Origin of the sequence: Bacillus sp. FSL K6-1338, assembly GCF_038006965.1 — a bacterium.
GTDB lineage: Bacteria > Bacillota > Bacilli > Bacillales > Bacillaceae_G > Bacillus_A > Bacillus_A thuringiensis_S.
Genome location: NZ_JBBOWI010000002.1, coordinates 478,935 through 502,007 on the forward strand (window position 1 = coordinate 478,935; position 23,073 = coordinate 502,007).

Genomic DNA, 23,073 nt, shown 5'->3' on the forward strand with positions numbered 1-23,073 from the left:
CATGATTTTTCTTGTTCAGGAATCTACAGTTACGTCTAGTGGCACAAAAAGTCTTTTTATAGACACAAATGTGGATAGTAGCCTCGGGAATCCAGTGGACTTTTGGGTACCTTAGGTATGGAAAAGAATCAGGGAAAATAAAAACTGCTAGTTTAATAGACATGGTAGACAACATGCTGAATCTTTTAATGAAGATGTAGTTGGTCCAATTGAAGGTGAAGGGGACCATTTATTCGTAATTAAAGTTAATGAAGAGGTTAATTTAGTTATTCAAAAAATAGTTCAATAACTATATGAAAATTTGTTGTAGTAGTAAATGTAGTCATATTGTTGTAAAAAAGGATAGATGTAAACAGGTATACTCTCCTGTTCATCTATCCTTTCCTTTTTACATACAATATTAAAATCCAAATTAGTTCCTTTTAGGAAGGTACCAATATGAACAAGACATTTAAATACATTTTAATCTTCTTTTGTGCAGTATTTTATATTGCAATGGTTTGTGGGATTATTTATATAAACTTTGTTCAAGATCATTTTATTCCTCCAAGCAGGAAATCTAAGATTGAACATAAACATTTATAATTAGGTATAAGGAGAGCTGTACAAGATACTCTTGATTTCCCAAGGTTATGAGGATAATATTTTTGATACTGTTTAGCTTCATCTAAAATGAAGAAGAACGTCACGTTTACACATTCTTTTTCTACCGAATCCATATCCTAAGTTTCTATACCATAATGTTTAAAATAATCACCAAAGTCATTAGTGAATCTTTTTTCTCCATCCGTTCCAGTAATTCGTTTATATTGCAATTCTTTAAACGATTTCATTTCAAGTCGGCAAGTTTCTTCTAACCACTCATATCGTTGCTTAACTGCTTCCGTCTCATTTTCATACCAATCCTCATGCTCTTCATAATATTTCTTCATACATTCAGGTCTCTGTTTATTTCTTAAATAGCTTGGCATCAAAACCAAATTTACGTTATTTCTTTGCGGAAATAGGTTGAAACCAACTATCCCTATCATTTAACTGAACTTCAAAAACATATATAGGCTGTGAGAAGCCTTTTGTATCAGTATAGTAATCTATATTATATTTTGTGATGAATAATGTATCACCTGCTTTGAAAGATCCTATAGGATCAAATTCTCCTTGTTTCAGTTTTTGAAATGCTTCCTTTGGAGAAAGAATTTCAACATCTCGAACATGTGATTTTTTTGTACCGTAATATTTGTAAACAGGCATTTTGTTCTCTGCGTCTTTTAACTCTATTGATGTTTTTATAGTAACTTGAGACATATCATTTTTTGTAATGGGATCAATAGGCATATTCCCAAATTCCTTCATTTGATACGAAATTATTATTCCGAGTGCGACGAAACTTACTGTAATGGGAAGGTATAAATATTTGATTATTTTTGTATCTGTTTCATTTTTTTTCAAAAATATAAGAACTATGTTTAACACAGAATATCCTAGCATCATGCCTAAAGTATTATGAAGTAAATCTGCTAGTTCCATACTTCCTCGTTGCAGTGTAAATTCAAGAATTTCAATCAATAAACTTGCTATAATTGAGATGATTAACATCCATTTTGTTTTTTGAAAAACCTTACTAAATAAAGGGAATAAAATTCCTAAAGGAAAAAGCATACCTATATTCACAATGATATGGAAAAAGGAAGTAAATGAAAATGTATTCCATGCTTTTTTATAAATACTAAGTACATCAAAATCAATGGTTCTTGCAAAGGCCATATCATCTGAACGACCAAGTGAAGTAGCTGATAATGCAAGGGAATAGTATCCTGTTATTAAAACAAACAATATAATTTGTTTTACAGTTAGTTTTTTTTCTCTTTTACATATCTTTTTGTATACTACAAAATAACTAAAAACAAATACAAATAGTAACAAGAGTGTGAGTAGTATCGTAGGAATCGCATAACTAGCGATTAAATTGAAAATAATGTTCATTTTACACCTCTGTTTTTATGAATATAATTTTGTACATATGCATTTTATATAGTGATTACTAATACAACAATCGAGCTTTGGATCTTTAAAGGCTCGCAAAAGATGTAGGATTTATTCGTTAGGGAAGTAATTTTAAACAAGGCTGAATAAGATAAAATCGTCATGTCGTTCAAAAATACGAGCTTAATTTACATAAATAACTGTCAAGAGATAAAATTTTTGTTTTTGGGGTAGGTTACAGCCCAGTAATTGATAAATCGCCTTTCTTATTTTTCTCTCTATTTTTTTGTTGCTTACATTAGAAATACTAAACTGTATAATGACTCATATTAAACTTATAAATAGACTTATTAGTAATTTTTCATACTAATTATTCCTTTCTTCATGCTGTAATACTTAATAGACAACCTAAACAATAAAGTTGTTCCACATTTACAAAAAAAATAATTAAATATAAGATGAAATAGGCTACATAAGGGAGGGTTATATGTTACATACAAAAAGATGGAGATTTTTTGCGGTTCTTTCTATCGTAGGTTTGATTTTACTAATTTTATTAAAAATCAACTTCATTTCAATTACTATCGCAACTTCTTCAGCTGAAAGAGGAAAGATTTTTGATCAAAATGGTGTAATACTAGCTACAAATAAGAAAGTTAAGTCTCTATATTGCACTTCTAATGATGAAAAGCTATCGAAACAAGACACTTCAAACACATTAGCTTTTTTTAATCAATTTTCAAGCGAGTTTCAACATGATATTTCTACAAAGAACATAAAATCTCAATTACAACAATCTTGTAAAAAGCAGACTATGAATGATATACCGTTATACTCTGATATAACTGAGAACGAACTTGCATTCATAAACAAAAACAAACCCAATAATGTAATAATTAAAGATGAATGGATTCGATATTATCCTAAACATGAAATTGGCTCGCAAGTAATTGGGTATGTAGAAAATGACCTTAATTCAAAGCATATGCTTGTTGGAAAAAGTGGGATTGAGCTACAATATGAAAATGATTTAAAAGGAAAATCAGGAAAAACTCTTATTTTTAAGATTGGTAATAAAAAGTTCTTCTGGAACATTCAAAACGTACAAATAGGTAAAGATGTCCGGCTAGCCTTAGACTCTAAATTGCAGCAAAAAACAGAGGAAGCATTAAGATCTCAAATTAAGAAAATTCCTGATGCTAAAGCTGGTTATGCTGTAGTGAGCGATGTAAAAACTGGCGCAGTTTTAACTATGGCCAACTCGGCAGTATTTAATCCAAATACACACGTATCATTTAAAAATGAAAACTTTAAATCACTTTCGCAAAATAAAACAATTCAAAAATTAAAGTATGGTGAATCTTATGTAAATATGTCCTCTACTATAAAGCCGCTTACTATTTTAATTGGATTAAGCGAAAAGCTTTTTCAACCTGAAGATACTTATTTAGATAAGGGTACCTTTCAGTATGATAATCAAAATAACATTTCGAATGCACCTGGAACGCCAACAGGTGAGATTACACCAAGGCAGGCTATTATTAATTCATCTAACACATTTATGACAGCAAAAGTAGCTCTGCCCTTATTCAACCAAAATAATGGGAATATAGAAAAAGTGGCACATATATGGACAGATTATTTAATGCAATTCGGCCTACGTTCTAAAACCGGGATTGATTTACCCTTTGAAGAAGACGGACAATATGAATTCCATCCATCTAATACGTTTGAAAAGGGAATCTCCGCTTTATTAAATGCCTCTTGGGGAGAAAATGAAGTGCACACCCCCCTTCAACTCGCTCAATATGCAGCAACTTTGGCAAGTAAAGGTGATAAATATAAACCTCAAATTGTAAGTGCGATTATTGGTCAAGATGGTAGGGAAACAAAAAAGTTTAAACCCATTTTAGAAAGTTCAAATCGTTATCCTATGGAATTTTGGAGTGTCGTGCAAGGTGGAATGGGGCAGAATATAGAGGAGATTAAAAATTTACCCTTTCATGTCGCAGGTAAAACGGGTAGTACAGGTTCTCCGAATGAGCAAGAAAGAATGATAAATCATTCTCTTTTCATTTCATATGCTCCTACCGAAGATCCACAAATCGCCATTTCTGTCGTTATTCCTGGTAGTAATTCAGAAAAAAACATCGCTGCTCTCGTTACAGCAGAAGTTTTAGAGTTCTGGCATACACTTCAACAAGAAAATAAAAACAAAGAGGAAGGTTCATTAAAGTGAACCTTCCTCTTTTACCATATAGAATCTATATTTATTATTTTCCATATACCTTCATGATCTTTTTCGAACACAAATGAATATTTAATATCCGTTAAAACATACTCTTTTTGTACATACCCAGTATTACCGTTAAATGTCGATATTTTTATATATTCATCATTCTGCACTTTTTCTGGAATCCAAGCTTTTACAATTTCATTAGATACTTCATATAAAATTTGTGATTCTCGTTTTGGTTCAGCTAAAATTTTCGTTTTATTTCCACTAACAGTTACATATATATAATGGTCTCGCTTTGATTGGTTACTTTCTGACATTCCACTTGGTACTTTATATACTTTCTTTGTATCATTTGCAAACTCTCCCCCCATTGTAAGAGCGACTTGCAACTCATGAAAAATATCTTCATCAAACTTCAATTCATCCTTCTTATAACTCTTCCCTTTAAATAGAACTTCTTCATTTAATGCTCTATACAAATCATTTTCATTTTTTGAATTTGTACTTTGATATAAATCATTCATAAATTGTTTCAATGATGGATCTTGAGCAGATTCATCTTTTGTTTTCGGCTCAATTTGAGTACTACTTTGTACTGGTGATTTATTATCATCAAGCCAAGGTTGTTGAACAATGAAAAATAACATTGTACAAACCAAAACAACTACAACAGGCAATGCTTTTTTTCGAAATGGTCTCTTATATGTTACAGAATCTACTTCACTATTTTGATATACCGATTGCTTTATTTTATCAATATATTTTTCTTCATCTTTCCGATGCTCCATTGGTCCTTTTTTCAATTTACTATACCAGTCAGGATTTTTTTTACTGTTCATCACTTCTACCCTCCCCTATTAGTTTTGAAACTTTACTTCTCGCTCTACTTAATCTAGATTTGACTGTTCCAATTGACACACCTAATGTTTCAGCCATTTCTTCATAAGATAATTCATATTTTGCGTCTAATATTAGTATTTCACGTTGTTTTTTAGGTAGTTTTAATACAACATCCCACACTTCATTTAGTTCCTCTTGTTTAAAAAACTGTTGTTCTGCCGAAGAAGACTGCTTGTCGTCACTAAAAAATCCCACTAAAGATATCCTTTTAAAATAAGCGGATTTTAAATAGTTTATTGCTGTATTTCTTGTGATTTTTAATATCCACGTTTTAATAGATGAATCCTTTCGAAACGAATGCCAATGTTTAAAAACCTTTATAAAGACATCTTGTGTGATATCATCTGATAAGTGTGGATCTTTTGTAATAATAAATGAATAATTCCATACATCTTGCCAATAGTCTTTAATAACATAGTCGAGCTCGTCATGATTACATTTTCCAATAAACTTCTGTTCCATTTCCACACCTCAAACTTATTTGAATAAACATAAAACTGCCCTCACTTTTAATATGGTTTCAATATATAGACATGATACAAGCTTCATTTGTTCCATAGCGCTTTTTTCTATATAGCTACGCTTTCTGTATTTGAATATATTGTCGTTCTTCTGTCTCTTTCTTTATTTTCTCTTGACGTTACGTAGCTCTTCTTGCTCCCTTTGTATTTTGGTTCTGGTGCAAAAACAAAGTAAAAGAGAATAAAACATATATATTCCTAACGGAATCGTATTCTATGTTACAAGTCCATCTACTATATGATTCAAGTAATTTTGTTGTCTAAGTTGCTTACTATCAGGTATGCCTTTTTCTTTTTTCAACTACCCAATTGCTATAGAATAAGCCGGATTCTTATCGACTGTTATTACACGTGGCTTTGAAACATGAAAAGGCCGCAGCGCTTTCATCTCTTGTTTTGTTTAGACAAAAATCGATTGTGTTTCCTTTCGAATCAACAGTACGTTACAGGTACATCCATTGCCCTTTAACTTTAAGTAAATTCCGGATTCAAACTTTCTATTTTGAGTACGTTTAATTTATAGAAAACAGATAACAACATAATTTTCTCAATAAGTAATATTCTTATTTCAATACAAAATTCTTACAATTGATGCTATACCTGTATTAAGGGGAGCGTTTTAGTTAATTAGGGAGAAAAATTGTAAAAATGATATGGGAGGAACAAAAAATGTCATTGAAAAAGAAATTAGGTGTTGGAGTGGTTTCAGCCGCTCTTGGTATGTCTTTAATTGGTGGGGGAACATATGCATATTTTAGCGATCAAGTTGTGACAAATAATACATTTGCTGCAGGTACATTGGATTTAGCTATGCAACCAACTACTTCACTTAACTTAGAAAATTTAAAACCTGGGGACAAAATATTAAAAAAATTCAATTTAAAAAATAGTGGTTCATTAGATATTAAAGATATCATGATGAAAATAGACTATACTGTAAACGACTTAAAACAAAATAATACTACAGAAGATTTCGGTAAACATATTAAAGTACAATTTCTTTGGGATTGGGATCCTGCAAAAAGCCCTGCATACGAGACAACCCTTGCAGAACTAAAATCACAAAGTTCAGAGATTGTCTCCAAAAAAGTATTTCATTCTAAGTGGACTGAAACAGGGGGGTTAAAACCTGGGAAAATGGATTGGTTTTGGATAAAGTTTGTATTTGAAGACAACGGCACAGATCAGAACGTGTTCCAAGGGGATAGTATTGCGTTAAAAATGGAGTTCCAAGCCAATCAAACAGAGGGAAAAGAAAGATAATTTTACAAAAATATCGTTGGGAAAATGTAAAACTGAGCTTGTAATTTTTTGTAATTTGTCAAATTGACCATCAAATTTCCATATAAAAAACCAGTGATACTAGTACATGTGTAGGATATCACTGGTTTTTTTGAGTTTAACATTTTGTATGTTTTGTAAAACTATTTTTCTTTCGGAAGTACAATTCTTTTATACAATTGAACTGTAATCAAGTAGTAAATCGAGTAAATCACTACGAAAATAATAATTGGTAGCCAAATACGAAAGTACGGATCAGCCAAAAGAACGCTGAACATGTTTATACCAACTAATACGTGAACAATACCCACAATTGCTGGGACTAAAAATACGAAGAATAACTCTTTATAAATCGATTGTATTAATAACTCCCTGCGAACACCGATTTTACGAAGCATTTGATAACGTGTACTATCTTTGGATGCACCGGATAGAATTTTAAACATTAAGCAGCTTGCCATCATTGCTAAAAATGCAACTCCAACGAAAAAACCCATAAATATTAGTCCGCTGGCAAAATTATGACTCACAATATATGCTTGATACTTACTATCCAATTCTTCCGCTCTCACATTTTTATATTTTGCCATCTGTAATTCATCAAGTTTTTTCCATTCTTTTATGTATGATCCAAAATCATCTGTTCTCCCCATAAACACAGTACTTTCTTTACCCTTCATACCATCGTATATGTTTTGATCTACAATTTTCATTTCATAATCAAGATACATATAATCTGGCTGGATCGTTCTGAAAGCCTGGATCCATTGTTTTGTGTTCGTCTCTCCTTGAACCCGTTTTATTGAAAATGCACCAATGGGTATTTCCTCTGAAACTTTCTCTATTTTCATACCTTGCAAGAAAGGACGATTTTTTTCTACATCTTCTTTAAGATAATAAACATACCTATCATCAACTTTGTAATGATATTCATGTTTTTCTTGAAATAAGATACCACCCAAAATTTTCTTTTCTTCCGCTGTTGGATTATGAATGACTGAATCGTAAATTCGCATTTGATCTGTCGTTTTTAGGATGTTGTTTTTAAATGCCATACCACAAGCAATTCCACCAGCACCAAGAGCCACTAAGATTGCTACTGTTGCAAGCACATTTGTTAGACCATTAATGCGGAAATTTAATTGTGCAAAAGTAAAAGCATTGAGGCCTTTTTCACTACGTTTTTTATTACTCTTTAGCTTGTTAATCATAACTGGGAGAAGGGATCCAAATATAAGGTAAGTACCAGCGGTTGCTGAGATTAATCCAACGGCCATTAATCCCAAAGCAATTAGCGAATTTGCATATGACATATAGATCAGTGATGCATAACCAATACCTAATAAAAGAATACCAAGGAATGCAATTACAACTGTCATTTTTCCTTTTATGGCAACACGTTCTGTTTGTGCATCTGCATGTACAAGTTGTAGTACAGAAATACGCGATAATTTAATACTATTCATAATTGCAGATAATACAAATAGTGCAAAGAAGAAGACGCAAGTAATAGCTATTGATGGCAGATAAAATGCTTTATAACCTTCACCAGCAAACTCGAGTTGTTTCATTAATAACTGACCGATCCCTTCTGCAAGTCCTACACCAACTGTAATACCAATCGCAAGAGACGCAGCGCCTAATACGATTGTTTCGATAAACATAAGTAATGTAACTTTATGCTTTTTTGCTCCTAACATCATATACATACCAAATTCTTTTTGACGAAGAGCTGATAAGAAAGAGTTTGCATATAAAATATAAAAAAATGTGATAACCGCTAACAAAAAGGAACCAATTTTAAAGACAGCCACAATATCCCTAATAGAAGAGTTGGATTCAAGGAACGTTTTATTGGATGCTAGCGTTTGAAACATATAAAAAGTTGAAATAGAGACAATAAGACCAACAAGTAAAACAATGTAATCTTGCAACTTACTTTTTAGGCCTGACATAGAAAGTTTAAATAACATGATTGAACTTCCTTCCTTACGCTTTTTTTGTGCCTAAGTTTGCAAGCACGTCTAAAATTTCTTTATAGAATTCTTCACGGGTACCACCGCGATGAATTTCTTTATATAACTCACCATCTTGAATGAATAAAATACGCTGACAGTAACTTGCGCTGTAAGGATCATGCGTAACCATCATAATGGATACACCTTGTTCTTTATTTAAGTTTGTCATCGCATCCAGTAAACTTGTTGCATTTTTAGAATCAAGCGCTCCTGTTGGTTCGTCCCCTAAAATAATTGCTGGCTCATGCACTAACGCACGTGCTGCTGCTGAACGCTGTTTTTGTCCACCAGATACTTCAGATGGATACTTTTGAAGGATTGCTGAAATTCCTAACATATCAGCTACCTTTTCTACTTTCTGTCCAATATTTCGTGATGGGACACCCTGAAGTGAAAGTGGAAGTGCAATATTTTCGTAAATAGATAAATTTTCTAATAAGTTAAAGTCTTGGAAAATGAATCCTAATTTTTGCGAACGGAAATCAGAAAGCTCACCTTGCTTCATTTTCGTAATATCCGTACCCGCAATTTCAACAACACCGCCTGTCGCTTTATCTAACGTTGAAATTACATTTAATAATGTTGTTTTACCAGAACCAGATGGCCCCATAATTCCGACAAACTCCCCCTCATGAATTGAGAATGAAACACCTTTTAACGCGTGTGATTGGTTCTCACCTTTTTTACCGTACAATTTTTGGACGTTTTTCACGTCTACAACTGGTTTCGTCATATATATCCTCCTACGTTTGTTTTTTCATTTCTTTAAAATAAGTTGCTATTCATATTTGCTACTAACAAAATAGTCATGTTGCATCTACCTTTTCCATAAGGCGGTCACGATGTATCCACTTGGAAGCTGAAAGAAAATTTTATTTTAATTTCTCCACTCACCTCATCGCTTTGAATACATACATGATAAACTATAAAAATTAGGAAACACCCTGAAAAAACCTTAAGAATTCTTAAGGTTTATAAAAAAAAAGCTTATGGAACCTGTAATTCCATAAGCCAATCTATTCGATTGGATGTTCAACAATAAAGGATATCCAACCTTCTTTATATTCTGCATGTATATTACCATGATGAAGTTCAACAATTCTTTTTGAGATAGCAAGCCCCAGTCCATTTCCTTGATCATTTTTTCTTGCCTTATCACCCCTGAAAAACCTTTCAAACAATTTATTCGGATCGCTAACAGGCGGTCTCTCGACTTTATTTGATATTTTTAAAATTGCTTTGTTATCCATTAATTCAAGACATACGGATAATTCGGATGGTTTCATGCTGTACTTTATCGCATTCATAAACAGATTTTCATATACACGTACCATTTTTTCTGCATCTATGAAAATAGGTATTGTTTCTTGTGTAATTGATTTTTGAACGATTAAGCGTTCCTTTTCAAATATAGGAATGTATTCTCCAACTATTTGCTCCAACAAACCTGATAAATCGACTTCATTAAGATTTAACTTAGCATCTATGCCTGATAAACGAGTATATTCAAACAGCTCATCAATTAAATATTTCAGTCTCTGTGCCTTTGAATACGTGGTTTCAAGGTATTCCTGTAATTGTGTTTTACTATTGTATTGCCCTCGTTTTAATAAATCTATATAGCCAATAATAGATGTTAACGGTGTGCGTAAATCATGAGATACGTTTGTTATAAGTTCATTTTTTGTACGTTCTAATCGTCTTTCTTGTTCAAATGTATTTTCCAATTCCTTGGACATATAGTTGATATTTTGAGCAAGTTGGGTCAATTCGTCCTTCCCCTTAATCCCAATTGTCAAACCCAGTTTTCCATTGGCAATATCATTTACATTATCCGAAATGAGCTTCAAATATACTATTTTCTTTCGAACCAATATCAAAAAAAGTATGATAAAGGTAAAGATTGCGAACGCGAATAAGAAAAACAATGCCAAATTGCCTTCAAACATACCAAATTCTTCGTTTTTTACAAATAATGGATCTATGACGTATACCAAAATGAGGATTGTTAAACCAAATGAAATAAAAAAACTAACTGCAACAGCACCAAGAAGTTTTATAATGATCTTATTTCTGAAACTAACATTCTTCATATTTTATATCCAATTCCCCACACAGTTTTAATATAAATGGGATGTTTAGAATCCTCTTCTATTTTGTCTCTTATTTTTGTAATATGCACCATGACGGTATTGTCTGATTTATAAAAAACCTCTTCCCAAACTGCTTCATATATTTTTGCTACACTCAGGACAATCCCTTTATTGCGGGCAAGTAGTTCGAGAATAGCAAACTCTTTTGGAGTTAACCTTGTTTCTTTTCCTCTTATCCATACTTGACGTGTATCTGTATTCACGGTTAAGTCACCAATTTCTAGAATGCTTTTATTATGTTCTATTGATGAATTGTATTTTTTAAACCTTCTTAATTGGGATTTTACCCTAGCGATTAATTCCAATGGGTTAAACGGTTTTGATAAATAATCGTCTGCACCAGAGGCTAGACCCTGAATTTTGTCTATATCCTCAGATTTTGCAGATAGCATGATGATAGGTATATTGCGGTCTTCCCTAATCTTCATACACGCTTCAATACCATCCATATTAGGCATCATAATATCTAAAATAATCAAATCAAACTCCTTTTCTTCTAACAGTTGTAAAGCTTCCATAGCATCTTCTACCTTTTGAGTTTTCAGACCTTCATTTTCCAAATAAACAGAGATAAGATTTCTAATTTCTTTATCATCATCGACAATAAGAATTTTTGACTCCATAGGATTCCTCCATATTTTTTCTCGTATTAAACAGCTAAAGACATAAGCAGGTGAGACATTTTTATCTTCTCTTTATTGTAAACTTGCAAACGGAAGACAAGAAATAACATAATAGATATAAGTAATATCGTTCCCCTAATATATTGTTCAATATTTACTGCTGAACCATATATAATTAATACGTTCTCTTTTTCTTTAAATTTTGCTTTTAGTAAAAAAATAAAATTTCTTATTATTTTCCACTAATAAAATAATTGTCTTGTGATTTCTTCTTTTAATTAATTTTTCTGTGAATACACCTGTACTCAGTCCATATTTGACAATATAATTTACTTTCTTCAAATCAATTCCTTCAATTATTTTGTCTCTAAGAAACCTTGAACTTGGACTGGCTGCACCAATTGATTTTTAGTGAATTATATACAGAAATAAGAAAGCGAATTGTTTTCATACCTAATCATCCCACAGGTTTGAACTCATAATCATACTCTAGAGTCCAAACCTTAAGAAAAAGGGGCAAAAGTTCTTAAGAATTCTTAAGCTTTCTACAGCATTTTGTCATAAGAATATATGACGACTCTTGAAATGTTAGCGGGATCCCCAATAACACTTACTATTCGTCAATCCGAAGAACAAAAAGAACTTGTAGGAATCTCTACAAGTTCTTTTTTAGATAATGTAAAAAGTTAAAACAAACTATCTCATAATTTGAATCGGAGCAAACACTATAACCACGGGTTAATTTTATTATATGCCGATTCCTAACTTATGCCCTTTTTATATTTGAAAATTATGTGAATTAGTAAAATGAGTTTTACGTTATAACTAACTATAATTCTTGAATATATGTAAATGGAATTGTCTTATCTTTTTTTATTTATGTGATAAAGAAATTAGGTATAGGAAGATTATACAAATGTTTATTTATAATATTTTAGCGATGAAACAATGTTTGAGATATGGAATGATTTACGGAGGCCAATGGTCCGCTTTGTTAAATTCCACGTTTATTATATGAATTTTATATAACAAAGAAAAAAGTACCGCTCAATTATATTTTCTATTATCGGTACAGCTTTAGGTAAACTATTTTGCTTTCATGTGTGTATGATGTATATTTAGTTTTGGTCTTGTCCGAGAGAAAACTCACAGCTTTACTGTGTCACGGAAGTATAAAAGCCTGGGAGAAACTGTTTAACAGTTTTCTCTTAGGCTTTTTTTGTTTTTTTTGGTAAGAATAAAATTGGAGGTGTCTTTTAGATGAGTAAAGACTGGATTAAAGTATTTATTGCTGCTTTCTTTGAAATTTTTTGGGTTATTGGTTTAAAAAATGCTGATGACTTTTGGACTTGGACGGGGACTATCATTGCTATATTTTTAAGCTTTTATTTAATGATCATGGCAGGAAGAAAACTTCCCGTGGGAACTGTTTATGCTGTTTTTGTTGGGTTAGGTACAGCTGGAACTGTCTTTTCTGAAATCCTGTTCTTTGGTGAACCATTTAAAGTGGGAAAAGTACTCTTGATTTTATTTTTATTAGCTGGAGTAATTGGCTTGAAATTAGTTACAGATGACAGAGTTCAGAAAGGTGATGAATCCTAATGGCATGGATTTCTTTAATCTTAGCAGGGCTTTTTGAAATGTTTGGTGTTGCTATGATAAATAAACTGCATAAAGATCGAAATTGGCAATCATTAGCTTTGTTAATTCTCGGATTTGGATTAAGTTTTATATTTCTTGCTTACGCAATGGAAACACTACCTATGGGAACAGCTTATGCAATTTGGACTGGAATTGGTGCGTCTGGAGGTGCAATTTTAGGCATGATTTTTTATGGAGAATCAAAAGACTGGAGAAGACTTGTCTTTATAGGTATGGTTTTAGGTGCTGCAATAGGTCTAAAACTCGTTTCATAAATGCTTTTTTAGATTGTACTATGAGGGGGCGCCATACATGCCCATCAACTTAAAAATGAAAACAAAGTGTACTTTCATTTTGTGGAGGTAAAGCATTCCTAAAATAGAAGCATACTCTTAATAATATGCATACCAAATAAACCCTAACGGGTTTCCTTTTTTAAATTATGCAACTTTCTTTTGTTTTTTCAACCCATTATACTCATAAACAACACCCATAATATCAAAAACAGTCTTCTTCTCATATCGATGAGATTTTCTTCCGTTCTTCTGTAGGAGGTGGAACAGGCTGATTAGGATCTTTGTTATTTCTTGGATGTTTTGTTGTATGGCTTGATACAAACTCGATAAGTGATCTTGAATCATTCCAATTGCTTTATATTCACTTAATTCTTGTTTCTTCTTTTGTAAAATTAATTGTCGCATCTTAAACATAGTAGAAGAACATAGAAAAATGGCAATGAGTTTTCCATAAACATGGCATTCTAATCGCTCTTGTTTAATATGTTGCCAATGATGAATTTGAAATAAGGATTTCCAAGTTTTAAAAATGATTTCAATTTGCCAGCGGAGAGAGTAAAAATTATGGATTTGTTCCATCGGAGCAATCTCCCAAGGTGTATTGGTAACATATAGGTTCATGCCAGCTAATCGTTTGCTTTTTTCCGAATATGTAATCCCTTTTTTACTTTCTGTGTACACTTGTTTTTTCATACGCTCACGAAGTTGTTTTTCTGTTAATCGATACATAATCACCCGAATAAATAGTTTTTTATCCTTTCCAATATAAGCTTCTTTTGTTTCATAGGACTGTCCTGGTTTTAAGGTATTCATGATGTGCTCTAAATCAACTTTGATGTACTGAGATTGTTTTTTTATTGTTCCGTTTCGAAAGTATTCAGGAAATTCATTTTTGACATATACCCTATTGTTTAATTTGAGTCGCGATATATAGTACACACCACGTTGATCCATTTGATCTAAATCATCCAGTGAATAATAGCCTAAATCCCGAATACATAGGTCACCAGGGCGTAATGTTGATAAACACTCTGTTCCAAAGGTTTTATCATTATTTTTCCCTGGTTCCACTTGGAAATTTAAAAACTGACCACTATGTAAATCATATTCTAACTAGATTTTTATACCCGCTGTTTGTGCACAACCACCTGATCCAGGATATACATTGGCCAAGTGTTTTGGTACGTGAAAAATGGTTGCATCTAAAATACGAATTCGCTGAAAATAGGTAAGTGAAGCACTTGGAATTGCTGACTTTCCACAAACTTTATTTTTTAATAATGTGGAGAAAATATGTTTCAAAAAGAACACTGCCTTTTTATTAAAGTACTTATTTAGTCCTTCAGGACTCATAAGAGTTCCTGTTGATGCATGTAGCTGACTACACAATCGGACTAATGAATCACTCGCTACTCGTTGACTAATCCAGACACATATAGTAGCTAAATCATACCCTGAAAATTTACGTTTTCGTTTTACAAAACCTAGCTCTCTAGCGAGATTTTCCAAAAATGAAGGGGTAAGATGTTCATATAATTCTTCAGCAAATAATTGTAATTCGTCAGAAATTGATAGATACATACAAAAACGCCATCCTTTCCTATGATTCTACAGAAAGAATAGCGTATTTTTTGGTTTTGGTGCAAAGGTAGTGGAAAAGAAAATATAACATATATATTTCTAGCATAATGGTAGGATAATCCTGGTTCCTCATCATTTCTACTCTTACTTTTTTTCCATTTGATAAAAACACCCATCATATGGATAAAAATTTATCTTAGCTTGATAGTGATCGGGTACCGCTGTTTTGTGCAAGCAACAATCCCTGAAAAATGCAGAAAAAATTCCAGAGGCGCGCAGCTATTTTTTTAAATGTTAATTTTGGTATTTCCAGAAGATAAAGCATTTCGCAAATGATAACTTTCACCTGTGAATGCAATGATATGAGCATAGGTCCCCTTTTAATACTTATAAATAGCTTTCTTAAATGGATTTCATCATATCTATATTTGTAATTTCATAGCCTAACTTTTCATATAATCCACGAGCAACTTTGTTATGACCAAAAACATGAAGTCCAATTTTTTTCATTCCTAATTCTTTAGCAATCACTTCAATTTCTTTCATTGCCTTTTTACCATATCCTAACCCTTGATATTGCTCAAAAATAATAAAGTCATAAATAAAACCTTCCTCATTACTTGTAGGCGATTTTTGCGCAATCCAAATCATTCCAACTAGATTTTGATCATGAAAGATAGAGTATAAATAATTGTACTCCGTTTTTTCACCTTTTGGTAACAGCTGATCAAATTCTATTTTGGACAAGTTAACAGCTTCATCTTCACTCCAATTTCCAGCAGCAACCTTCTCTTTCGCATAATCTTCAATCTCATTCTCATAATAACGCTGAAACTCCTCTTCGGCCATAGGCTTTAGTGTAATCACGTATTTCCCCTCCCGCTATGTTAATTATTCTTTATTTTAAATTTTTAATCTGAGGCGTGCAAGCAACAATCCCTGAAAAATGCAGAAAAAATTCTAGAGGCGCGCAGCTATTTTTTTAAATGTTAATTTTGGTATTTCCAGAAGATAAAGCATTTCGCAAACGATAATTTTCACCTGTGAATGCAATGATATGAGCATGATGGACCAAACGGTCCACTAATGCAGAAGTAAGCCGGTTATCACCAAATAGGGATCACCATACATGCCCATCAACTTAACATTTTGAAGTATCCCCCAAACAAAAAAATTGCACTGTTAAAGGTAAATATAGAGCTAGAATGTAGGTTATTAAGAATTAATAATTATTAAAGTAGAAGATTTTAAGAATGTTTTAACCTGGCTGAATGAAGGTTCGTTTATTTCCCCCTTAAGTTGATGGGCATGGGGGGCGCCATACATGCCCATCAAGCTAAAATTTTGAAGTGCCCCCAAGACGAAAATTTTATTGTTTTACCGTTATTTATGAGAATTCAACTCATTTTCTTCGTTTTGGGGAGCTACCAATTTCTTAAGTTAATGGATGTGGGGCGGTATCCCTACTATTTTAATATTTACCTATCCGATTAGAACGAGGTAATTATCGAGCGAACTTATTTTTTTGAAGGGAAATGGAAATTTTATGTTAAAATAAATATACAGATTGTGGAATGTTGTACTTGAACTGATGAAGAAGTTTAGTAGAACAAGATTTTTAATAAATTCAATAGACGGAAAATTTTAAACATATCAAATTCTAGGAGGGACAAATGGAAACAAAATTAGGTGTAAAAAGTGAAAACAAAATTAGTGATATAAAACCAATTACATTGTATCTTTTCGTATTTTACCTCGCTTGGACTTTTAAAGAATTATGGTTAGCAAAATATATTCATTTATTTGGCGATACTACTGCAGCTTTTTTGACTGCGTTAATTAAGATTTCCATTTGGATTGTTCCAACTTGGTTATACATAAAATATTATTTAAAGACTAATCCAATTGGCTACTTAAAAATAAATATCAATGTGAAAAAAGGATTATTTTTTGGGGTAGTTCTTTCATTGCTACTTGGTTTATATTTTGCCTTTGAAACCTATATGCTTAATAATCAAACATTTGACTTCACATTATCTTTCAACAACTATCTTAATGCTATTCTTTTAGTAGGAATTACAGAAGAGATTGTATTTAGAGGATTAATTCTGCAAGAGATTAGTAAAAGATTACCTTTTTGGAACGCCAATCTTATCACAGCTTTCTTATTTTTAGCAATACACTATCCAATCTGGATTTATAACGGGGATTTTTTAAATTTATGGAGTCAAATATATGTTTTTCTTCTTGGATTAATTTTTGGGTTTGTGTTTAAAAAGACAGGTTCGTTATGGTCGGTTGTTATATTGCATTCATTTCATAATTTTTTTGTTAGTATCACTTAAAACAAAAAATACATAATTTACTTTCCACAACTTAAGTGTGCATCTTGTTTAAAAATAAAATTAAACACACCGAAAACGCTTGGAGATTTCTCCAAGCGTTTTGATAGCATAGTTAAACCATTTATGTGGTTCAGCTCATCAAGAAAAAACGAATTTGTATCCATAAAACGAAAAAAACGCTATTCTTTTTGTAGAAATATACAGAAAGGATGGCGTTTTTTGTATGAATCTATCGATTCAAGATGAGTTTCATTTGTTTGCTGAAGAACTAGAGCGATATCTATCTCCACATATTCTTCAACAACTCGCACAAGAGGTAGGTTTTGTAAAACGTAAAAGTAAGTATGGTGCACGAGATTTGGCTGCCTTATGTATCTGGATTAGTCAACAGGTAGCAAGCGATTCTCTTACTCGATTATGTAGTCAGCTTTATGCAAATACAGCTACACTTATAAGTCCAGAAGGACTTAATCAACGTTTTAACCGATGTGCTGTTTTATTTCTACAACGTGTATTTTCCCTTTTAATCAAAAGCAAATTAAACGATTCGTCTCAAATCTCAAATCAATACACCTCTTATTTTCAACGTATACGTATTTTAGATGCTACTATTTTTCAAGTACCCAATCATTTAGCTTCTATTTATCCTGGTTCAGGAGGATGTGCACAGACAGCTGGTATTAAGATTCAACTAGAGTATGATTTACATAGTGGGAAATTCCTCAATTTTCAAATGGAACCAGGTAAAAATAATGATAAAACCTTTGGTACAGAATGTTTGGATACCTTACGACCAGGAGATTTATGTATCCGAGATTTAGGATACTTTTCTCTAAAAGATTTAGATCAGATGGATCAACGAGGGGTATTCTATGTTTCACGGTTGAAATTAAATAATAGAGTATATGTGAAAAATGAATCTCCAGAATTCTTTCGGGATGGGACAGTAAAAAAGCAATCTTTATATGCTTTACTTGACCTTGAACATGTCATGCATCAGATAAAACCAGGAGATACTTATGAAATTCAGAATGCCTATGTTGGACAACAAAAATTACCCTCACGGGTTGTAATATATAGACTCACATCAACTCAAGTTCATAAACGTAGGAAACAGCAAACTTATGTTGAAAAGAAAAAAGGGGTTACATACTCTGAAAAAAGTAAACGTTTAACAGAAATCAATGTTTATATTACCAACATCCCATGGGAAATTGTTCCGATGGAACATGTTCACGAGATTTACTCTCTACGTTGGCAAATAGAGATTGTATTTAAAACATGGAAATCTCTTTTTGGTATCAATCATTGTCACAATATTAAGCGAGAGCGTCTAGAATGTCATCTTTATGGACAGTTAATCGCTATTTTTCTTTGTTCTTCCACTATGTTCAAAATGCGACAGCTGTTACTACAGAAAAAACAAAAAGAATTAAGTGAATATAAAGCAATTTATATGATTCAAGATCATCTGTACTTAGTATATGAAGCTATACAACAAGACACTCAAGAAGTATCAAAAATTTTTCTTCGTCTGTTTGACCTCTTACAGAAAAACGGACGGAAATCCCATCGATATGAGAAAAAGACAGTTTTTGATATTTTAGGCGTTGTTTATCAGTGCACTATATCCAATATAAATAAAAAAATTGCATAACTTTTAAAAATAAACCTTATTAAGGTTTATTTGGAATGCGTATTTTTAAAAACAAATAAACAAAATATCAAGCATGTAGGCAACAAGAACGGAAGTTCATGGAATACCCAACCTTAGCTTGATGGGCATGGGGGCGCCATATCATTGCGGGAAAATTGTACGTTTAGACACATTTTAGACACAGAAAAACAAGGGTATAAATTTAGATGATGGTTATAATTTCAAAAGTGGAACTGATTTTTTTATTATGACTAAAAAATCAATCCCACTTATTTGTGTCTTTAAGAATAATGATTTTTTCAAAGATGATTAATATGTTCTATACTTTTATTCTATATAAAAGTAATTGTTTACTTTTCAGTGATATTTACAAAATTGACGGCTCTGTTTTCCTCAGTAGCCAAAGCCGCATTCACTTTATTTATTTCCTTTGTTAATTCTGGTGCTTTCCCCTGAGAGGACAAATTAAGATTCCCAAAAGATTTATTAAAAGATAGAAATTGTCTTGTTTTTTCTTTCCCATTTATTTCTTTAAATACTGTATCATCTACAATTAATAGGATTTCGTTGGATTCACCACGATATGGAGATAGCCATACATCCCCTTTGTATTGAACATTCATTTTTTTCTCATCAAATGTTAGTTCCTTCAAGTCTTTATATTCTTTATTTGCAAATAAGATAGTTTCATCTTTTTTTATTTTTGGTAACGAATCAATAGGGACTGAAGAGGTGAGCCCCTTATTATTATCTCTTTCACGTATAAGTCCTTTTTTGTCCATTTTTTCAGCAGTTGTTCTGCTTATAAATAATAAATTACTAGGAGCATCCTTAAACTCTGCCGGAAGCTTTACGTTGAGCTTATTATTATCTATGGTCCCTTCTTTTATTTGATATAGGTCTTGTGATGTTATTATATCTTTGTACAAGTCTATTATAGAGTTTCTTGTTTGTTCGTTTATCTCCCCTACTTCTATTGAAATTCCATTTGCTGGGGAGTTTTTTGTACCAAATAATGAACATGCTCCTAACATGGTACTCAAAATACCAGCTACTATTAATAATCCAAGTCTTTTTTTCATCCTATATTCCCCTTTCTTAAATTAAAAGATTGTTTTATACATTTTTTTCAAATATTGAGAACGAACAAAGTAAAAGTATATAATTTGCATAACTAAGAAACAAATCAATACCATAACGGAACTACCTAAGACTGAAAAATTGGCTAACTTTTGTAAGGCCATAAAAGCAACCGCACTATGTGTAATTGCTATTGCAATTGGTAAAAAGAATAACAATGCAAGTTGACGTGTCACAATTTTCTTTAATTCCGGTTTGCTTAAACCAACTTTTGCTATCATTTTATATTGCTGCTGATTTCGTTCTAAGTCTGTGTATAATCGGAAATATAAAAAGCTTGCAGCAAACGTAAAGAAAACAATGCCTATTAATACACTCATGATAGATGCAAGTCCAAAACTTTGCTTCATCACTATCCATGTAAGAATTAAAGTCGAAAATGTATATTTTTCGTTGTCTACTATATCCTCAATTTTACTTGTATTATCTTTCTGAAAAGCAGCTACAATATTTTCTGCAACTTTTTTTGTTTTCTCCCAATCTTTCACAATAAAACCATTAATAGTGGTTTCAAAATAGTAATTCTCTGGATCCGCTATCATTTGATTATATATAGCGTCTGGTACAATAATTATCGTTTTGATTGTATCTTGTAGTTCTTTCGGAGTAACTATTTTATTTACATGCATATCTTTTTTTATATCCCTATACAACAATTGAAAGTTATTTTGATTAGATTTTGTATTAGCAACTTTTTTTGAAGGTATGACAAGACTATCATTTTCATCTTTTAAGTTTTCTTTTTCAAAACCAAATGCCTTAGCTAACTTATTATAATCACTTAATTTTATAACGGTTGATAATATATTATTATTATAGAGAGTATCTCGAATTTGTTTTGTTGAATAAGTCACCTGTTTGAAATTAAACTCACCATCATGGAGTTCGCTTTCTATTTTTTTTAAATGTTCTTTTTCTAAATGGTTATTATTATTAGACTGATAAATAAATGCAAAAGGGCTTTCCGATTCAGCCATGGATGAGTTGCCTAATCCCATACAAGTCCCCACTGCAGTGAAGGCAACTGTAGAAATAATAGTGACCATAAAAAACATTTTTGCATTATCTTTTAATTGATACACTAAATCTGAGATGGTGAGTATGTTTGTTTTCTTAAAGAAAATATTTTCCCGTTTCTTTAATGCACGTAACACATACACACTGAGCTGGGTAAATAAGAAGTACGTTCCAAGTACAACAAAGCTCACCCCTGCCGCCATCATGAAAAATACATAATTCGCACCCTTGTACTGAATTGCGTTAACACTATGGAAAACAGTCGTATATCCTAGTCCAATGCAAATAAGTGCAAATAAAGATAGCCCAAATGATGCTTTTGGTTCGGGCTTTGGCTTTTCTTCTGCTTTTATTAATTCTACTAGTTTCTCTACATTTACTAGTCGAGAAGTGAAAAGTGAAATAAATAAAAATAGTAAGAAGAAAGCTCCAAATGTTATTCCAATTGCTTTAAGAGGTAGGTAAAATGGGAGTCCTTTATCAATCATTAACAGATTGTTGCTCATAATTAAGATAAACTTAGAGAACACCATTCCAATTGTAATTCCTGTTAAAATAGAAGTGATACCAATTATTATATTTTCAATAAATACTAATTTGTTCAATTGTGAACGTGACATCCCATGTAGCATTAGAATTCCAAAATCTTTTTTTCTTGTTTTTAAAAATGCACTTACAGAATATAGGATAAAAAAGAATGAGAAGAAAAATATTAACCCCTGTGATATCTGTAATCCTGACTTTGCAAATGTATTGATTGTTACACTGGCAGCAAGATCGCCTTGTAAATTAGGATGAAACGCAAGTAATGCATAAGTAAAGAAAATCATAATAGCAAAGGTACTACTTAAAAAATGAGCCAAATATGTTCGTTTACTTCGAATGACGTTATTAAATGCGAATTGTCGAAAAGTCATGTGCATTTCCTCCTAATAATGCTAAAACCTCTAGAATTTTTTCATAGAATACTTTGCGATTATCTCCACAATAAATCTCATTGTATAACTGTCCATCTTTAATAAACACAATTCGATCACAATAACTTGCAGCCATTGCATCATGTGTCACTAGCATCATCGTTGTGCTATTTTCTTTATTAAGCCTTGTCAATAATTCCATCACATCACTAGCAGATTTTGAATCCAGATTTCCTGTAGGCTCATCCGCAAGTAATAATTTCGGATTATGAATAGTAGCTCGTGCGATTGCTGTTCTTTGTGCCTGTCCACCTGAAATTTCATACGTACGTTTATCTAATATTTCAGTTATCCCTAGTTTTTTAGCAATAGCTTCAACTTTCCCTTCCATTTCTCTAGGGCTTACACCATCAAGTGTAAGTGGAAGAACAATATTTTCTTTCACTGTCAATGTATTAAGGAGATTAAATGATTGAAAAACAAACCCTAATTCACGTCTTCGAAATAAAGACAACTGATCTGAAGATAACAGATATGGGTTTTCTCCATGAATTAATACTTCTCCTGATGTTGGAGCATCTATAGTAGACACCATATTTAATAGCGTTGTTTTACCACTCCCAGATGGTCCCATAATTCCTACAAATTCACCTTTGTTTATTTTCAAATCAATATGGGATAATGCTGTATAAGAAATTTTCCCAGGATAAACCTTTCCTAAATCTGAAACATGTAGTATCTCCACAAGTATTTCACCTTCC

18 protein-coding genes and 4 pseudogenes are annotated in these 23,073 nt (G+C 32.0%); 6 read left to right on the forward strand and 16 right to left on the reverse strand.

What is annotated here, in order from left to right:
* Window positions 1-722: 722 nt before the first annotated feature.
* Window positions 723-932 carry a hypothetical protein gene (locus tag NZ044_RS29110; protein WP_241667539.1) on the reverse strand — a complete coding sequence of 70 codons (210 nt, stop codon included), beginning with the start codon at window positions 930-932 and terminating at the stop codon, window positions 723-725.
* 55 nt (window positions 933-987) lie between these two features.
* Window positions 988-1,983 (reverse strand): VanZ family protein, encoded by a 996-nt coding sequence (locus tag NZ044_RS29115; RefSeq protein WP_098377618.1) that lies wholly within the window; start codon window positions 1,981-1,983, stop codon window positions 988-990.
* A gap of 487 nt (window positions 1,984-2,470) precedes the next feature.
* On the opposite strand from NZ044_RS29115, the gene NZ044_RS29120 reads away from it, so the two are divergent.
* Window positions 2,471-4,222, forward strand: coding sequence for a peptidoglycan D,D-transpeptidase FtsI family protein (locus NZ044_RS29120; protein ID WP_098377547.1), 1,752 nt, complete (start codon window positions 2,471-2,473; stop codon window positions 4,220-4,222).
* Window positions 4,223-4,233: 11 nt separating this feature from the next.
* Here the strand turns inward: NZ044_RS29120 and NZ044_RS29125 are convergent, their stop codons facing one another.
* From NZ044_RS29125 to NZ044_RS29135, 3 genes and pseudogenes are all read right to left on the reverse strand, one after another.
* Entirely contained in the window at window positions 4,234-5,061 is an 828-nt protein-coding gene (locus NZ044_RS29125; RefSeq protein WP_098377548.1) for an SH3 domain-containing protein, read from the reverse strand.
* Window positions 5,051-5,584, reverse strand: a complete 534-nt coding sequence (locus NZ044_RS29130; RefSeq protein ID WP_000435498.1) for an RNA polymerase sigma factor — start codon at window positions 5,582-5,584, stop codon at window positions 5,051-5,053. The genes NZ044_RS29125 and NZ044_RS29130 overlap by 11 nt, the downstream gene beginning before the upstream one ends.
* Before the next feature lie 288 nt (window positions 5,585-5,872).
* Window positions 5,873-6,119 (reverse strand): annotated as a pseudogene (locus NZ044_RS29135) (DDE-type integrase/transposase/recombinase); the annotation flags it as partial.
* Between the two features lie 193 nt (window positions 6,120-6,312).
* Here NZ044_RS29135 and NZ044_RS29140 point away from each other — a divergent pair.
* Window positions 6,313-6,906: a TasA family protein gene (locus NZ044_RS29140; RefSeq protein WP_000053759.1), complete on the forward strand. Its 594-nt coding sequence runs from the start codon at window positions 6,313-6,315 to the stop codon at window positions 6,904-6,906.
* 161 nt (window positions 6,907-7,067) lie between these two features.
* On the opposite strand, the gene NZ044_RS29145 is transcribed toward NZ044_RS29140, so the two are convergent.
* The 4 genes from NZ044_RS29145 to NZ044_RS29160 all read right to left on the reverse strand — a co-directional run bounded on the left by NZ044_RS29145 (window position 7,068) and on the right by NZ044_RS29160 (window position 11,718).
* On the reverse strand, window positions 7,068-8,897 hold the full coding sequence (locus tag NZ044_RS29145) for an ABC transporter permease (RefSeq protein ID WP_340864005.1): 1,830 nt from the start codon (window positions 8,895-8,897) through the stop codon (window positions 7,068-7,070).
* A gap of 16 nt (window positions 8,898-8,913) precedes the next feature.
* Complete coding sequence (locus tag NZ044_RS29150) at window positions 8,914-9,675, reverse strand: ABC transporter ATP-binding protein (RefSeq protein WP_340864004.1); 762 nt, start codon at window positions 9,673-9,675, stop codon at window positions 8,914-8,916.
* A 283-nt stretch (window positions 9,676-9,958) separates the two neighbouring features.
* Entirely contained in the window at window positions 9,959-11,035 is a 1,077-nt protein-coding gene (locus tag NZ044_RS29155; RefSeq protein ID WP_170264911.1) for a HAMP domain-containing sensor histidine kinase, read from the reverse strand.
* Window positions 11,032-11,718 (reverse strand): response regulator transcription factor, encoded by a 687-nt coding sequence (locus tag NZ044_RS29160; protein WP_000444090.1) that lies wholly within the window; start codon window positions 11,716-11,718, stop codon window positions 11,032-11,034. The genes NZ044_RS29155 and NZ044_RS29160 overlap by 4 nt, the downstream gene beginning before the upstream one ends.
* 1,260 nt (window positions 11,719-12,978) lie before the next feature.
* Here NZ044_RS29160 and NZ044_RS29165 point away from each other — a divergent pair.
* On the forward strand, window positions 12,979-13,320 hold the full coding sequence (locus tag NZ044_RS29165; protein WP_000031243.1) for a DMT family transporter: 342 nt from the start codon (window positions 12,979-12,981) through the stop codon (window positions 13,318-13,320).
* Window positions 13,320-13,634 carry a DMT family transporter gene (locus NZ044_RS29170; protein WP_000312327.1) on the forward strand — a complete coding sequence of 105 codons (315 nt, stop codon included), beginning with the start codon at window positions 13,320-13,322 and terminating at the stop codon, window positions 13,632-13,634. Before NZ044_RS29165 ends, NZ044_RS29170 begins: the two co-directional genes overlap by 1 nt.
* Before the next feature lie 165 nt (window positions 13,635-13,799).
* On the opposite strand, the pseudogene NZ044_RS29175 reads toward NZ044_RS29170, so the two are convergent.
* The 4 genes and pseudogenes from NZ044_RS29175 to NZ044_RS29185 form a co-directional block, all read right to left on the reverse strand.
* Window positions 13,800-15,236, reverse strand: a pseudogene (locus NZ044_RS29175) (IS4 family transposase).
* 287 nt (window positions 15,237-15,523) lie between these two features.
* Window positions 15,524-15,607 (reverse strand): annotated as a pseudogene (locus NZ044_RS30940) (ATP-binding protein); the annotation flags it as partial.
* A gap of 31 nt (window positions 15,608-15,638) precedes the next feature.
* Window positions 15,639-16,103: a GNAT family N-acetyltransferase gene (locus NZ044_RS29180; protein WP_000631398.1), complete on the reverse strand. Its 465-nt coding sequence runs from the start codon at window positions 16,101-16,103 to the stop codon at window positions 15,639-15,641.
* Between the two features lie 115 nt (window positions 16,104-16,218).
* Window positions 16,219-16,353: pseudogene (locus NZ044_RS29185) on the reverse strand (ATP-binding protein); the annotation flags it as partial.
* A 556-nt stretch (window positions 16,354-16,909) separates the two neighbouring features.
* On the opposite strand from NZ044_RS29185, the gene NZ044_RS29190 reads away from it, so the two are divergent.
* Window positions 16,910-17,581, forward strand: a complete 672-nt coding sequence (locus NZ044_RS29190; protein WP_000448501.1) for a CPBP family intramembrane glutamic endopeptidase — start codon at window positions 16,910-16,912, stop codon at window positions 17,579-17,581.
* A 223-nt stretch (window positions 17,582-17,804) separates the two neighbouring features.
* On the forward strand, window positions 17,805-19,238 hold the full coding sequence (locus NZ044_RS29195) for an IS4 family transposase (protein ID WP_097946452.1): 1,434 nt from the start codon (window positions 17,805-17,807) through the stop codon (window positions 19,236-19,238).
* Between the two features lie 350 nt (window positions 19,239-19,588).
* Here NZ044_RS29195 and NZ044_RS29200 read toward each other — a convergent pair whose 3' ends face one another.
* Genes NZ044_RS29200 through NZ044_RS29210 form a run of 3 tightly spaced genes read right to left on the reverse strand, consistent with a single transcriptional unit; the run spans window position 19,589 to window position 23,057 of the window.
* Complete coding sequence (locus tag NZ044_RS29200; protein ID WP_086398107.1) at window positions 19,589-20,320, reverse strand: lipoprotein BA_5634 family protein; 732 nt, start codon at window positions 20,318-20,320, stop codon at window positions 19,589-19,591.
* A 21-nt stretch (window positions 20,321-20,341) separates the two neighbouring features.
* Window positions 20,342-22,312, reverse strand: coding sequence for an FtsX-like permease family protein (locus tag NZ044_RS29205; RefSeq protein ID WP_340950197.1), 1,971 nt, complete (start codon window positions 22,310-22,312; stop codon window positions 20,342-20,344).
* Window positions 22,287-23,057, reverse strand: coding sequence for an ABC transporter ATP-binding protein (locus NZ044_RS29210; protein WP_016078492.1), 771 nt, complete (start codon window positions 23,055-23,057; stop codon window positions 22,287-22,289). The genes NZ044_RS29205 and NZ044_RS29210 overlap by 26 nt, the downstream gene beginning before the upstream one ends.
* Window positions 23,058-23,073 lie beyond the last annotated feature (16 nt).